11 protein-coding genes are annotated in these 15,899 nt (G+C 43.7%); 10 read left to right on the plus strand and 1 reads right to left on the minus strand.

The annotated features are described in order from the left end of the window. From ACT3TU_RS10895 to ACT3TU_RS10930, 8 genes are all read left to right on the plus strand, one after another. Positions 1-865: hypothetical protein (locus ACT3TU_RS10895; RefSeq protein WP_444784374.1), on the plus strand; the 865-nt coding region annotated here is incomplete at its 5' end. A 70-nt stretch (positions 866-935) separates the two neighbouring features. Beyond that, positions 936-4,883 (plus strand): type VI secretion system membrane subunit TssM, encoded by a 3,948-nt coding sequence (tssM, locus tag ACT3TU_RS10900; RefSeq protein ID WP_192529685.1) that lies wholly within the window; start codon positions 936-938, stop codon positions 4,881-4,883. Further along, entirely contained in the window at positions 4,880-5,830 is a 951-nt protein-coding gene (gene tagF / locus ACT3TU_RS10905; RefSeq protein WP_192529686.1) for a type VI secretion system-associated protein TagF, read from the plus strand. Before tssM ends, tagF begins: the two co-directional genes overlap by 4 nt. A 74-nt stretch (positions 5,831-5,904) precedes the next feature. Beyond that, positions 5,905-6,735 (plus strand): OmpA family protein, encoded by an 831-nt coding sequence (locus ACT3TU_RS10910; RefSeq protein ID WP_444784375.1) that lies wholly within the window; start codon positions 5,905-5,907, stop codon positions 6,733-6,735. Positions 6,736-6,771: 36 nt separating this feature from the next. After that, positions 6,772-9,453: a DUF2345 domain-containing protein gene (locus tag ACT3TU_RS10915; protein WP_443575271.1), complete on the plus strand. Its 2,682-nt coding sequence runs from the start codon at positions 6,772-6,774 to the stop codon at positions 9,451-9,453. Next, entirely contained in the window at positions 9,450-10,772 is a 1,323-nt protein-coding gene (locus tag ACT3TU_RS10920) for a polymorphic toxin type 15 domain-containing protein (protein WP_075100799.1), read from the plus strand. The genes ACT3TU_RS10915 and ACT3TU_RS10920 overlap by 4 nt, the downstream gene beginning before the upstream one ends. Before the next feature lie 18 nt (positions 10,773-10,790). Continuing rightward, on the plus strand, positions 10,791-11,504 hold the full coding sequence (locus ACT3TU_RS10925) for a GAD-like domain-containing protein (protein WP_075100798.1): 714 nt from the start codon (positions 10,791-10,793) through the stop codon (positions 11,502-11,504). A 443-nt stretch (positions 11,505-11,947) separates the two neighbouring features. Further along, on the plus strand, positions 11,948-13,192 hold the full coding sequence (locus tag ACT3TU_RS10930) for a DUF2345 domain-containing protein (RefSeq protein WP_192529757.1): 1,245 nt from the start codon (positions 11,948-11,950) through the stop codon (positions 13,190-13,192). A gap of 53 nt (positions 13,193-13,245) precedes the next feature. Here ACT3TU_RS10930 and ACT3TU_RS10935 read toward each other — a convergent pair whose 3' ends face one another. Further along, the gene (locus ACT3TU_RS10935; RefSeq protein WP_105244335.1) at positions 13,246-14,238 is read right to left on the minus strand and encodes an IS110 family transposase; all 993 of its coding nucleotides are present in this window, start codon (positions 14,236-14,238) and stop codon (positions 13,246-13,248) included. A 255-nt stretch (positions 14,239-14,493) separates the two neighbouring features. Here ACT3TU_RS10935 and ACT3TU_RS10940 point away from each other — a divergent pair, with 255 nt between their 5' ends. Together ACT3TU_RS10940 and ACT3TU_RS10945 are read left to right on the plus strand one after the other, a co-directional pair. After that, on the plus strand, positions 14,494-14,805 hold the full coding sequence (locus ACT3TU_RS10940; RefSeq protein WP_192529932.1) for a transposase: 312 nt from the start codon (positions 14,494-14,496) through the stop codon (positions 14,803-14,805). Next, positions 14,805-15,683, plus strand: coding sequence for an IS3 family transposase (locus tag ACT3TU_RS10945; protein WP_227679700.1), 879 nt, complete (start codon positions 14,805-14,807; stop codon positions 15,681-15,683). Before ACT3TU_RS10940 ends, ACT3TU_RS10945 begins: the two co-directional genes overlap by 1 nt. Positions 15,684-15,899: the final 216 nt, after the last annotated feature.

The following is a 15,899-nucleotide window of genomic DNA, read 5'->3' on the forward strand; positions in this document are numbered from 1 at the left end:
TATCGATCTATCGGTATTTTTATGTCTCCCTAAAGAGGCAGATGCGTCAATACTCAAAAGCGTTTTGAGCGAGCAGCTTTACGAGTTCACCTTGCCTACAGAAGCTTTTACTATCGATAGCATAATCATAGAAGACAACACTCCTGATCACGAATCAGATGGCAGTTTGACCGATAGTAGTGGCAGTCCTGATCACTTCATCAACAGTTATCTTGCAGCCTTATCCATGTCTGACACTCCCAAGGTCTGCATGCTGCTCATCGCAGACTCACAGATCAGTGAGGACTGGATAGCGCTAAATACAGTCAATGCATCAAGCATTCCTACAGAAGCTGGTGTGTTACTTATGTTTTATAATAATGCCGCCCAAAAAACGCTTCTCATCGATGACGCTGTTTATTGTGCCATGACTCCTGCAAACAACGAGTCAGTAGTCCAAAAGCCGTCCCACAACGAGACTTGGAAATATGCTCACGACCTTGCGACCATCAGAGAGTATCTCTTACACCATCGGTTGTCAGCGGACGAGTACAATCAAAACAACACAACCAACGAAGTAAATAATTACGATAAGAACGTGATGACTGATATGGATATCATTTTAATGTCTGACATAAATCCAGTATCACAAGCTTATGATACCAGCACCTTTATGGCGTTAGCAGATGCGCTTTTAGCACAACAAGCGCTAGTAAATGAACATCATTTAGGGCATTATATGCCACTTAACCCTTGGTTAAAACCGTTTATCGCAATATCTTTGTTTATTAATCACACACAATCTGATCACACCGCATCAGATTTCTTATTTTTAGTGACCAAACATAAGCCGTATTGTGTGCTATGGCATCCTATTTCGCCGTAACTCACCCTCATAATCATTACATTATTTCAGTCTTCTGTTTATAGCATCATAAACGCACTAGGTAGCAAGTATGTTTTCAAGGTTCTATCACCTCATCTATGATCCTCGAGTGTTACTCTTTTTAGGCGCCATTGTTGCCCTTATATTGTTGTACGATTATCTGCCCTTTCAGGCTTTTTTGATCACTGTGGCGCTTTTGCTCATTAGTACACTATTAGGAGCAGGCCTTTATTATTGGTATAAAAAACGCAAAAAGGCATCTGACGATCTGGCAAACTTGGTTGAAGATAATGACACAGCCACGCATCCTGTGACGAAGACTGAAGACGCTCAAGAAGTACAAGCACTTCGCGGGCAAATACAAGAGGCAATCAAAACCATCCGTCAATCAAAACTGGGGGATCAAACTGGCAAAGCGGCTTTGTATGAATTACCTTGGTATATGGTCATTGGTAATCCTGCCGCAGGGAAAAGCTCAGCTGTACTTCACTCCGGACTTAACTTTCCATTTATGGAAAAGACCAACCAGTTATCAGTAAAAGGGGTCGGCGGCACGCGAAACTGTGATTGGTTTTTTTCAACCGAAGGCATTTTGTTGGATACGGCTGGGCGTTATTCAGCTTACGAAGAAGATCGTTCAGAGTGGCTATCGTTCTTAAATTTACTCAAAAAAAACCGACCCAAGGCACCCATCAATGGCATTATCATCGCGGTCAGTATCGCCGAGCTGACTAAAAACGACCCCAATTATGCACTGGATCTGGCAAAAAATCTGCGCAGCCGCGTTCAAGACCTAACAGAACAGCTAGAAGTGTACGCACCTGTTTATGTGGTCTTTACCAAAATGGATTTGGTATCAGGTTTTCGTGATTTTTTTCAGGACTATGAGCAAGCAGAGCGTGACCAAGTATGGGGCGCGACCATCCCTTACCCAGACGATCCCGACAATATTAATATCACCGATGTCTTTGAAGAACACTTTAATATTTTGGTTAATGGTTTAAAAGATCTGAGCACAACCAAGCTTTCATTACGTCATCAGCGTACCGTATCGCCAAGCTTAATGACATTTCCTATGGAGTTTCAGTCGTTACGCCCTATGATACGAACACTCATGCATGCTTTGTTTGAAGACAACCCATTTCAGTTCAAGCCCATATTGCGCGGGTTTTATTTTACCAGCGCCTTACAAGAAGGTCAGGTCAATAGTCAGATGACGCTGCAAATGGTGGAAAACTATCATTTACAGCCAAGCACCACATCGTCTCTTAATGATAAAAACCACCATAAAAACGACAACACCGCTTACTTTTTACATGACTTGTTTTCAAAGGTGGTTTTAAAGGATAAGCACTTAGTCAAGCAGTACAAAAATCGCACAAAACGCAGTTATAGAGCTGTCATTACGCTTGCTGCCGTCGTTCTGTTGTGTACAGCCTCCGGCTTATGGACTTGGTCATATGCTAATAACAAACAATTAACTGAGCGTGTTATCGCTGATTTACAACAAGTGGCTCATATGCAAAACAACACGAATGGTGATTTGCAAACACAACTTGAGTCATTGGCTATTTTGCAAAGCCGCATTGAACAACTAGAGGCTTATGAAAAAGATCGACCATTATCGTTAGGTTTTGGGCTATATCAAGGCGATACTCTCAAACGTAAGCTGCTAGCAGAGTACTTTCACGGTATTAATATTATTGTACTATCGCCGACCAAACAAAATATTGAAGCGTTTTTGACACAGGTGAATGCCAATGCGTCAAAACTTAAGGCCAAACAGACAAGTGAGGATGATAAAGACGCTATAGATACCTACGTGCAGTCAGACCCAACCGACGTAGAAGATGCTTATAACGCGCTAAAAGCGTACTTAATGTTGAGCGATCATGAGCATTTAGAAGCCAGCCATCTCAGCGATCAAATGACTAGGTTTTGGCGTACTTGGCTAGAAGCCAATCGTGCCGATATGCAACGTGATAAAATGATTCGTCAAGCTGAGCGTATTTTAGCTTTCACTCTATCTCATACTAATGACGCCAGCTTCCCTCGTATTCAAAACGACTTGGCTCTAGTTGATAATACACGCGCGACTTTGACCAAAGTGAGCAAAGGACAGCCTGCTCGCGAGCGCGTTTATGCTGAGATAAAAATGCGCGCCTCATCGCGTTTTCCCTCAGTGACAGTGGCACAAATAACTCAAAATGCCCCTACAGAGGCATTGCTTGGGGGCTATGTGATTTCAGGCACCTTTACCAAAAACGCTTGGTCATCGTTTATTAGTAATGAAATTGATAAGGCAGCAACCAACAAAATTGTCGCAGATGACTGGGTACTGGCAACCAGCAGCAAAGATGACTTGACACTAACTGGTAGTCCTGAACAAATCCGCCAGTATCTCGTCAATCGCTACAAGCAAGAATATATTGCAGAGTGGAAACGTTTTTTGTCTCAAGTATATATACGAGATAGTAAAGACTTCAAAGATCATGCCATGCTGTTAAGTCAATTATCAAATACCAAGCAATCTCCTCTTATTACTCTATTTGATACTGTTGATCGTCAAACGCAATGGGATAGCGCAAACCATCAAAACCCAGCTCAATCTGATGAGTCAAAACGATCATTTGTGGATTGGTTTAAACAAACCATATTGCGTCAAAGTCCTGCAGAATTAAAACAAGCTCAGACAATGCTAAATAATAACGCCGCACACTCAGCGTCTGCCACGGCAACAAAGTCTGGAGCAATAGCACAAGAGTTTGCCGCCATACATGCATTGGTTACGCCGCGTGAGGATAACCAAGACTTATCGTTATTAGATAACTACTTGACAAGCTTGGGTGGAATTAGGACACGATTTAACAATATCACGAGAAGTGATGACATTGGCCCTGATGCTCTGCTCTTTGCTTCCCAAACACTAAGTAGTGAGGGCTCCGAGCTGACTCAATCTTTACAGATATTAGATGAACAAATCTTGAGCCAATCCAATTCACAAATCAAACAACTGATTCGGCCCTTATTAAGTGAACCGCTTACTCGCTCTTTTAATATGCTGCTCACACCGACCAAAACTGAAATTAATAAAGTTTGGCAAGCTCAAGTGTATAAGCCATTTTTGGACGACCTAGCTGGCAAGTATCCTTTTACTCAAAACGCAAATTTAGAGGCAACACCTGCTGAGATTGGCCAGTTTTTTGGTGATGATGGTTATGTAGCAAGGTTTGTAGATGAGACCCTCTCTCCCTTTATTATTCGCCGCGGTGATCAGATATCGAGCAAAATTTGGAATGGTGCAGGACTTGGTCTAAACCCTAAGTTTGTTGCCGATTTTGGACGCTACTTTGTCAATTACACAGGAAGTCAACGCACAAACTCCTCTAATAGTAACAGTACCGCTAAGCAAACCACCTTTCAAATCATGCCTCTACCTGTCAGTGGACTGACCGAGTACACGATAGTTTTAGATGGTCAGCAGTTACGGTACCGTATGGGTACGCAGGCATGGACGACCTTTGTATGGCCAAACCCAAGCAGTCAACCCGGAGCAAGCATACGCGCCAAAGACTACGATGGTCGGGATTATACGATCTTAGAAGAAGCTGGTAGTTTTGGCGTAGAGCGTTTTATTAATGCAGCACAAAGAACCGAGCTTGGTAATGATGTGTTTGAGATGACTTGGGCAGGTGATGGGGTGACGGTTTCGGTACGCTTTAGAATCATCAGTGGTAGTGCGAATACAAACGCTTCAGGGCAATCAGACAACCCATTTACTGGCATGAAACTGCCTGAAGAAGTCATTGGCGTTGGTGTAACTCGCACCGCAAAACCCACCGATGAGGATAGCCAGCATTCTACACCCCAAAGCACCCAAACGCCGATAAGCAGCAATGAGGGCTCAGCTGAAAACACGACGGCTCATGATGACGGCTTACTCAGTCCGCCTAACACAGATAACGCTACCGGCGCCAGCCGCCCAAGCGATGCGCTCATCGAGGAGCCAACATCATGATACCTGATACGCTTCCTTTGGTTTACTTTGGCAAACTACCTTGTCGTGGCGATTTTGTTCGTTCGCGCTCGCACATGAGTGATATCAATGTCATTGATCAGTGGGTCAGTCAAGCACTATCTGAATCAGCGGATGAGATGGATACTTCATTAGCCCTCCACTTTAGCCATGTTGATACCGCAGAAAACAAAATCATGACTGGCGTACTAATATCTAGCTATGATAGTGGTAATCGCCAATACCCATTCATCGGCTTTGGACTTATGCACCTCAATAAGCCTAAAGCATGGATGCAATACTTACCCATAAAATCAGCGGGCATGTGGCATGATATCCATCAAACCTTAGATCAAGCACGGTCTAAGGTCGACAACACACAGATAACGGAGACGCTCAACCAAAGCTTTGTTTCGATTGATCATAATGCCAGTACACATTATTACGACTTTATTAACTCTACCACATTGCAAGAAGGCGCGATGATGATAGATATTGATAAGGCCTCTTTGATTGAGCAGATCATCGCGACAGGGTTACTGTTTTTACCCACATTTACCAAAGGCTTCCATGGTCTAAATAAGGCTATTTACTGGTCATTGCCTGATAACAAGACGCAAGCCATTTATTTTGCTTCTTTTTGGCACGACCTCATTCATGGGTTTTATGCACCGCATCAGTTGTACTTTAACAGCTATTTTTACTGGCGTGACGGGCATTATCACCTCCTAATGAGTTTTTCAAAACCGGCCGCCACTACATTGATGCAAATACTGACAGGTACGTCAACAAAACATGAAAGCTGGGTCAATATCGCCGATAGCTCATGGACACAGCAGTTTATTGATGATGATATCGGCCTGACTCGATTTCACAATATATTATTACAAGATGATGCCTATTTATATGATGTTAGGCAATTATTCAAGACGATATTTTTGGCAAAATAATATTTGAGCAGTCATCATAGTTGATGGCTTTGACCTCTAAGTTTTATCAGTATAAAAAATAAAAAGGCATTTGTATGCGCATATCTGCACTCTCGCAACGATCCGCCCTTACCCGCCGGGCTCCTATCATGATATTTACAACTGCGTTACTGGCCAGTATTGCAGTTTTTGCCGCTCAAGATGACACCTTTATTGACACCAACCATGTAGAGGTACCCGTTGTCATCAAAGGTGTGGTTGCTACCAGCTCCGATAAAGATCAATTGCTTGATAAACTCAAGGCCCAATATCCAAATAAACCTGTACGAGATGAGATAGAAGTTCGCTCAAATATCAACATCCCTACCAATTGGCAACAAATAGCGACTGCCATTATCGACAGTGATATCTCGAGTATCAGACAAGGACGTATTGATATTCATGGTACTACTATCAGCCTACATGGCAAAGTCAATAGTATTGAACAAAAACAAGCCATCCAAAACCGCATCCACACTCGCTTAACAGATCTTTACCAGCTTGATAATAAGTTGGTGGTCACAGCAGGTGAGCAACGCTTGATCGATGACACCTTGGGCAATCGTATCGTAGAGTTTGAGTCCGGTAGTGCCAACTTGACACCTTTAGGGCTGGGTATCTTAGATGATATGGCAGGCGTGCTTACGCGTATTGGTGATAAATCGGTTGTCATTACTGGCCATACTGACAATACAGGTAACCCAGAGGCCAACTTATTGCTTTCAAACGAACGTGCTGAAGCAGTCAAGCAGTATCTAATTGGTCGTAATATTGATGCCACAAGATTGAGTACCGCGGGAAAAGGCGATAAGGATCCTATCGCTAGTAATGACAGCGACGAGGGACGCCGACGCAATCGCCGTATTGAATTCACTCTGGCCGAATAATAGGAGTCGGGACAACCGATAAGGAGCACCGTACCCATGCTACGCCTAACCAACACTATCGTACCCATGCATGCCGATAGACTATATGCCAGTGAAGGCAATACCCAAGCTGCTTATGCAAGCGCTAAACAGGAACTCAAACAGCATAAAAATTGGCTGCAGAATCTCATTAGAACGACCAATGAAGCCGGTCTCCTTGCACTCCTCAACGCCAATAACAACCAGCAACACGGTATTGACACCTATGTGCTGCATATCTACATTCATGAACGTCATCACCCACCATTTATGTCGCTAGATGCGTTTGTTGGTAGCTCTTTAACCCTAAGCTTTGACACCCCAAGTGGGCATGCCTATCGTCATCTATATATCACCGCCCTTTGCCAGCTCGATCATGATGGCAGCTATGGCTACTATCGACTCATCGCACAGCCCGCCACTTATCGCTTGCATCAGCATCTGCGCAGCCAGATAGATACCGACCTGTCGGTACAAGCCATGGTAACAGAACGCGTCGCCATGCAAGAGATAGACGTGATCGATGATAGTGGCACTGATAGCAGTAGTGAGAAAAACGCCAGTTGGACCCCAGCACGCATGACCCAGTGGCAAAGCAGTGACTGGAGTCATATCTGCGAACGCCTCTCACGCCAAGGACTCACCGCTTACCTCAGGCACGCGCAAACCGAGGAGCACGCACCGCCCACCCTTATTATTACTTCAGCTCATCCTAGTGATGAAGATGGTATCAGTCAAAGCATCGGCTCAGTACGTTATCAGCAAGTGCTACATGATCGCGCTCACGCGCCAATCTTAGCCCTTAGTGAACAAATCATCACCCAGCCGAGTACCGTCACGGTGCAACGCTTTAATAGCGCTAGCGTGGCCCACCCGGTCCAGTCAGCAAATATAGCTATCAGTGATAGTGAGGCAGATAGCCAAACCAATACGTCTACCCTTACGATCGACACTCCAGCCGCCTTTGCTCCAGTGACTGATACCGAGACGATTGATGACGCTACTATCATGGCAAATAGTCACCACAGTCGCTACAGCGTCTACCATGCGCTTGCTCACTGTACTGATTTAAACGTTGCGGACACTTTTACTCTAGTAGGTCATAACCATCTTAATCAGCATTACCGCGCCACTCATATCGTGCATTTAGCACGCAATAGCCTCGCTCATGTCACAGGACTCACGATCAGCCGTCGTCATCAGCAGCGCCATGCCTCAGATCTAAAAGCAGGTACTCACTTAACCCAGCTCAGACTGATCACCGCTGATACGCCTTGGGTAGGTGCGCTATACAGCAGACAAGCACTCCCGCCAGCGACGGGGCTCACAGATAGCCAGTCTGACACGGACAGTCGCAATCATATGACGCCGACACGCCACTATTTATTAGACAGCCCTGCTCAACCTATCAATCGATTAGAAGCCCAAGCAGGAAGCAATTATGGTAGCCACTTTACCCATAGAGCAGATGATCAAACTCTGATGCAAGCTATCGGTGATAGTGAGCATCTGACGAATACCGGTAGCTTATTATCATCAAGTCGCCCTAGCCTGTTTGCCACTGACAATGAGCAAGCGGTCGAGAGCGGTTATCGCAACACGGATAACGGCCTATCTGAATGGGTGACTGACCATCGTACAGAGCAAGCTTATTCACAGCTACAAGTCGATAGTGGCAAGGTTAGTGCCACGATAAAGATGGGCGTCATTAACCCTGCAGATAATGGCACTAAGCGCGAAGGTATTAGCGCCACTACCAATGCCCAAATCAATATCAAGTCAGGTGAAGCCTTAGCCCTTTCCACTCAACCGCAAACCCACGCGCAAACAGGACAACATAATTACCAACACCACACCCCGACCCTCACCCAAACTAGTCTTGGCGGTCAGCACTTAGCGGAGCGTTTAACGCAGTTAGCAACGGGACTTGGTAGACAGGTTAATGACCATAACGCGATTAAGACCCAACTTGAAACTATCGCAGAAGAACAGCAAACCAAAACCCATCAAACAACGCCATTCACGCTCATTGATAGTGCGGCTGATACCGGTTATGTCAGTGATGACCTACTCATTCACCGGTCAATGGGTGAAATGATAATGACCTCGCAGCAAGATATGTTAACTAGTAGTGGTGATAGCCATAACCAAGTCAGCAGCGAGTCACTCAATATAGTAGCCGATGGTCAATTTAGCATGACCAATGCCAAAGACAATATCACCCTCTCAGCGCATACAGGAAAACTGGAAGCCACGGCAAAACAAGATGTGAATATCGCCTCCTCGACTAAGGAAGTTGAGATAGTAGCAACGAATAAGATTACGCTGACGGCTGGTGGAGCCAGTATCACTTTGGATGGTGGTGATATTACCATTACGGCTAAGCAGTTTACGGAGAAAGCTGGGAAGCATAGTAAGGCTGGGGGCGGTGTTGATGGTCAATTTGTTTCAGGCTTACCTTCTAATATCTTGGACGAACCACCAACCTTTATCGAGCTTAATTATCTACACGATGATGAGACTCCAGTAAGCAGTGCGCCTTATAGAGTTGAGTTCGCAGATGGCTCTGTCAGAGAAGGCATTTTAGATGAAAATGGCTTTGCTCGTTTAGAAGGTGTGCCTAAGGGTCAAGCTCATGTTTATTATGGTGAAGACCCTGCTGACTTCAAGCCTGATATAGATATGGAGGATGGTATATGAGTAGTAATGGCTTTGGCGGCGGCGCACTAGGGATTAGTAACATAGGGAAGGATTACACTCCTCAAAAATATAAGAAAGCCAAACAAGAAAAGCCCACAGGCTGGTTTAAAGCATTAAAAGAAGAGACAGGTTCGTTTCTAGCAGGTGAAAACACCTCGTCTTGGGCACTATTCGCTGAAATTGTGATCGGTGCAGTTCCTATTGCAGGACAGCTTATTGATGCGCGAGACATCATCAAGGCAGTCATGAACCTAAAAGACAAGCCCTCTGATACTACTTTGTGGTTTTTACTCATAGCAGCATTAATAGGGCTGATCCCTGTCGTTGGTGATGCGGTCAAAAGTGCCATTAAAGCAGTGAAAATTGGCGGTAAAAATCCTGCTGATTTATTTGCCTTTATCAGAAAATTTGGTAAAGGTAATGCAGAGCAAGCGCTAAAGAAAGCGTTAGATGTTAGTAAGCTAAAAGGGTTACTGAATAGTATCTTGACCCCTAAGTTTCTAAACAGTTTAAGTAAGTCTAATAAGCAAAAGCTGATACAGATTCAAAAGGACTTTGATCGTTTCGGTCAGCAAATTATCAATGAGATTGATGGATGGTCAAAGATGACACCGGCTACGGCGAGTGTTAATAGCGCAGGTGTGGGTCGGACAGCTGGTAATAAACCCAGCACAGCATTGGCATCAACCAACCGAAAAGCTTCTGGCGAAACAGTCAGTCATAATAGCAGTATCACGTCGAGACCTGCTAGAAAAGGCGTTATGAAAAAACATACCCCTAAATGCTTTAAGCCAAGTAAAAGCTTAAAGAGTAGGTTTGCTAAAGACAGTAAAGCAAATGCAAAGTTTGAAAAAGAGTACTATCGTCAATTAAAAGACCAAGAAGCTGGACTGAACAACTTAACTGTTGATGAGTATTTGACAGGTCGTGATGCCTTTAAAACGCATGGCAGACCGAAAAGTAATGGGGCGCAGGCAAACGCTAGAACAGAGTATGAAGATAAGATCAATGAGTCTTTAAAAAATAGCTATGAGAAACAAGGAAAATCTCCTAGAGAAGCTAAACGGTTGGCGAACAAACGCACTCCTGAAATAATGAAAGACCTGAATGCTTTACATGATCCTGATATGATTGCAGGTGGTAAAGATAAAATTAATCGACTGGGTCGTGCTGATGTGAATAAGTCCATAGGTGGACAATGGTCTAATAAAGTTGAAGCAAATAGTAGAGTTGCACAGATGGATAAGGCCGCTAAAGAAGCACAAAAGTCTCAAGGCGGGCAAACCAAAATGAAGGTAGAATTAAACCGTTGTAGATAATTAAAATAGGAAATTGTAATGAATAATTTTATTATTGATGAAGGATTTGACTTGTTTATGGAAGATTTTGGACAACCTGACTGGCAACAGCCTGCCGATCAGGCAATTCTAGATTATTATAAAGGTAAATTGCCTGATAAGCTTCTTTTCTATTGGGAGAAAATGGGCTTCTGCCGCTTTAAGCAAGGCTTGTTTTGGATAGTCAATCCAACTGATTATGAAGATGAACTAGCCCTTTGGTTAGGTGAGGACGTTCTAAAACAAGATAACTACTATGTTATCGCTCGTAGTGGCTTTGGCAAGTTATACGTTTGGGGTGAAAAAATAGGTCATGCCTATACAATTACTCCAACTCTTGGTTGGGTTTATCAAGAAAAAGGGGAAGCGAAAGATATTGCAAAAGGCCTAGCAGATAGAAAAATTGAATTATTTTTTGCTTTTAAAGAGACAAAATATGTTGATATGGTTGATAACAATAGCAAACCTCTATTCAAGCGTTGTGTGAAAAAATTTGGAGCACTTGAATACGATGAAATGTTTGGCTTTGTCCCTGCCCTTGCGATTAGTGATAATGCTTCTATCAAAAATATAGATAAGATGAATATCTTTGTCCATCTCAATCTTTTACCCGACTTGATTGAGATTCAGTACATCGACTTTAAGAGATTAGGACAAACAGCATTTGGCGTTGATGATGATTCAAACTTACTTGATTTAGATGACTTAATATAAGTAATTATTTAAGCCACCTTCGGGTGGTTTTTTTGTCGTTCGTTAAATAAGAAACATCTCAAACTCAAAGCATTCAACTTAACTTCAAATTATAGGCATTACTCAGCATAAAAACTCCAACCACGACCACCCTCTGCGAACGTCAGATGCCACCGCTAGCCCTGATTGCAGAGGATATCCTTGGCTGATCCCAGGATTACAGGAACTCAGGCAGAGACGTTATCGCAAAGCAGGAACGGCACGGTCTTTAGTGCCTGCTCCTGTGGGCAGTTAAAATAGCAGCGGAAAGCAGGAGTGGCTACAAACTGTTTTGCTATAATCTTATCACCCCAACAAGCAACTACTTATTAGATAACCCCGCCCAAGCAATTAACCGTATTGAGGCCCAAGCAGGAAGCAATTATGGCAGCCACTTTACCCATAGAGCAGATGACCAAACTCTGATGCAAGCTATCGGTGATAGTGAGCATCTGACGAATACCGGTAGCTTATTATCATCAAGTCGCCCTAGCCTGTTTGCCACTGACAATGAGCAAGCGGTCGAGAGCGGCTATCGCAACACTGAAAACGGCCTATCTGAATGGGTGACTGACCACCGTACAGAGCAAGCTTACTCTCAGCTACAAGTAGACAGTGCTGGGATATCCGCCAGTCTAAAAATGGGCGTGATCAATCCATCAGACACCGCCAAACGTCAAGGGATCAATGCGGCCACCAACGCGCAGATCAGTATCAAATCAGGGGAAGCACTTGTTCTATCCACTCAGCCGCAGACCCACGCGCAAACAGGACAGCATAACTACCAGCACCACACCCCGACTCTGGCCCAAACTGCATTAGGTGGTCAGCATTTAACTGAGCGTTTGACGCAACTGGCAACGGGACTTGGTCGTAATGTGAACGACCATAAAGCGATTAAAGCCCAGCTTGAGACTATTGCAGAGGAACAGCAAACCAAAACCCATCAATCCACGCCATTCACGCTGATTGATAGTGCGGCTGATAGCAGCTATGTCAGTGAAGACACGCTCATTCAACGTTCAATGGGTGAAATGATTACTACGACTCAAGCGAACATGATGATCAGTAGTGGCGATAGCCATAATCAAATCAGCAGCGAATCACTCAATATAGTCGCCGATGGTCAATTTAGCATGACCAATGCCAAAGAAAATATCACCCTATCCGCCCATACAGGGAAACTGGAAGCAACCGCCAAGCAAGATGTGAACATCGCCTCCTCAACTAAAGAGGTAGAAGTCGTGGCAACCAATAAAGTGACGATAACGGCAGGCGGTGCGAGTATTACTCTTGATGGTAGCAATATCACTATCGCCGCCAAAGAGGTGACGGAGAAAGGGGGTAAGCATAGTAAGGCGGGAGGTGGAATGGATGGGCTGGGGCTTGGGGTATTGCCGAGTTTGATAGCGGGAGCAATGTACAAGGCACAATTTAGATTTGCTGACGATAATGATATTGCTTATGCCAATACACCGTATATTGCTATTAATGAAAATACAAAAGAGACTTTTGAAGGCATAACTGATACTGAGGGAAATACGGAAACTTTCTTTAGCTCTAACTCCAATAAGATTAAAGTGCATCTAAGAAATGAAGACCCTTGGGGATCTATTGAACTTTATAAAGTTAAATTTAAATTTACTGATGATGATGGTAACCCTTTGTAGTGGCATAATTAAATCGGACCACGCTTAAGAGATACCATCTTAAAAAAGCCAAATCAAGCACTAATTAGCTCAACTTTTGCTTGGTAAGACTGCTGATGTTTAATCACACCGAAACAGATATGCACAAGCTTGCGCATCGCTGCACAGACAGCCTGCATTTTGCACTTACCATTAGCAAGCAGTCGCTCATACTGCGCCTTAATATCAGGATTATGCTTAATGGCGACTAGCGCTGGCATATACAGTTTGGCTCTGATATCACTTGAGCCATTCTTTGCTAAGCGAGACTTGCCTTTAAATAGCCCTGATTCACTATGTTTGGGAACTAAGCCTAAAAAGGCGGCCATTTGTGACGCTTGACTAAACTGCTTATTATGCATCAGCGACACCATCTGCTTTGAGACAACAGGGCCGACGCCTTTAATAGTTTGCAGTAGAGTCTGATCTTGCTTTAAATTGTGATGATGATCGATATGGTCATCAATATCACCATTGAGCTTAACAATAGCGGCTTGCAAAGAGGCTATCATATGCTCAATAGAAGCTTTAACGATAGGAGCGGTGTCTGTGGCCTGCGCTTTTTCCAATCGATTCAGCTCACGTTGTAAGTCTTCTTGTAGTGCGTCTAAGCGCGACAATAATGACTTGAGGTGACGCGCCTCTGCTGGCGGCGGTGTCCATAATTTAGGCTTAGCACTATAGGTGTAGCGGGCTAATAACATACTGTCTTTTTTATCCGTCTTGTTGCGACTTCCTAAACTAGCAGCATAGCTTTTGATATAAGCAGGATTGATAATACTGACGTTAAGACCTTTATCAAATAGGTAGTAGGCGATGTTCTCGTGATAGACTCCTGTGGCCTCGACCGTGATGTGAATATTACTTAAGTCGTCAGTGATGTTAGCAATGAGCCAGTTGATAAGAGCAGCGTAGTCACTGTAATCATTTTTAAAGACTTTGGTTTTAAATTTGAGATTATCAGTGGCTTTGAGCCAGGCGATATCTAGCTTGTTTTTACTGACGTCTATGCCGATATAGTGTGTCATCTTATTGTCTTCCCTTGTCTATACAGTGTCACTCATGACACCTTGGTAGATGGCGAGGCACTTGGATACCATTCAGAATATGAAGATGATGGGATGAGCATTGGGCATAATCTCTTACACAGTGTCTAGGCACTAAGGTTATACTCATACTCTCAATGCTCATGAATAATTACTTTATTTTATCAACTTTCGTTGGCAGTATTAAGCGGTTATTCAAGATACAAGGTTATACTAACCCAAAAGAAGGAACATAGTATGACTAGCAACCGCAGAGAATATACCCGAGAATTCAAATTAGAAGCTATCAGCTTAGTCGTTGATCATAAGCGCAAAGTAGCAGAAGTGGCAGAGTCTTTAGGAATTGGTGCATCAACCCTAGATAACTGGGTACGCAAGTATAAAAAAGAGCAGCAAGGGGTTGCACCAGCTGCAGGTTTAGCCCTCACCGATGAGCAAAGAGAACTACAAGAGCTACGTAAACAAGTTAAACGACTCACTATGGAGCGCGACATTCTAAAAAAGGCTTCGGCTCTGCTAGCCTTGGACAGCCTGAACGTCTATCGCTGATCAGCAAGCTTGCAGAGCAAGACAAACGACTGAGCAAGCGTAAGCTATGCCACCTGTTTGGTGTCGTTAGAAGCAGCTACTACTATGGTATTAAGACTAAGCCTATTGATATAGAACGCGTCAAACTCAAAGCATTAATACGTCAGATATTCAATGACTCCAAACAATCGGCTGGTGCTCGCACTATTGTCGCTATCTTATGGAATGAGCATAACATCAGGCTGACACGTTACCTAGCAGGTAGTCTTATGAAGAGTATGCACCTTAAAAGCTCTCAGGAAAAGACACACAAGTATAAGCATGCTGATCAGATGCATAAAACCCACGACAATATCCTAAAGCGCAATTTTAGTCCAAGCATGCCTAACCAAGTCTGGACGGGAGATGTGACCTATATCCGTATCAAGAGCGGCTGGTGTTATCTAGCTGTGGTGTTAGATCTGTTTGCCCGTCGTGTCGTGGGCTTTGCCGTATCAGACTCTCCTGACAGTATGCTGACTGCTAAAGCACTACAGATGGCATATCAGACGAGACTTAGACCCAGTAGGGTGCTGTTTCACTCGGATCAAGGCACGCATTACACTAGCAAGGCATTTGCTGAATCCGTGGCTAGTTGTGACGGCATGATTCAAAGCATGAGCAGAAAGGGTAATTGCTGGGACAACGCGCCAACTGAACGCTTCTTTAGAAGCTTTAAAACGGAATGGATGCCAAAGGGTGGTTATGAAGATATCTTTGAGGCTAAGAGTGCTATCACTGACTATATCTGGGGCTATTATCAAACTGTGAGACCCCATACTTTCAACAATTACTTAACACCATTAGAAACAGAGAGACGCTATTTTAACAAAAACCTCTTATCAGGTGTCCTAAATTAGTTGACCACTACACTTATAGCCATGTTCATTATCGTGCAATATCTGAGGTAAAAGAGTTAATTTATTTTGGAATCACTAATGCTGAGGGTGAAACTGAAAACCTTGTATCATCACTTGAGGAAAACTTTAATGTTCACCTTTACCTATCAACGAATGGAGATTATTAGTTATGCAAAAACCGCCTCAATATTCTACAGATAAAACTACCTTAGATGG

Source organism: Psychrobacter sp. AOP3-A1-26 (assembly GCF_052378235.1).
Lineage (GTDB): Bacteria > Pseudomonadota > Gammaproteobacteria > Pseudomonadales > Moraxellaceae > Psychrobacter.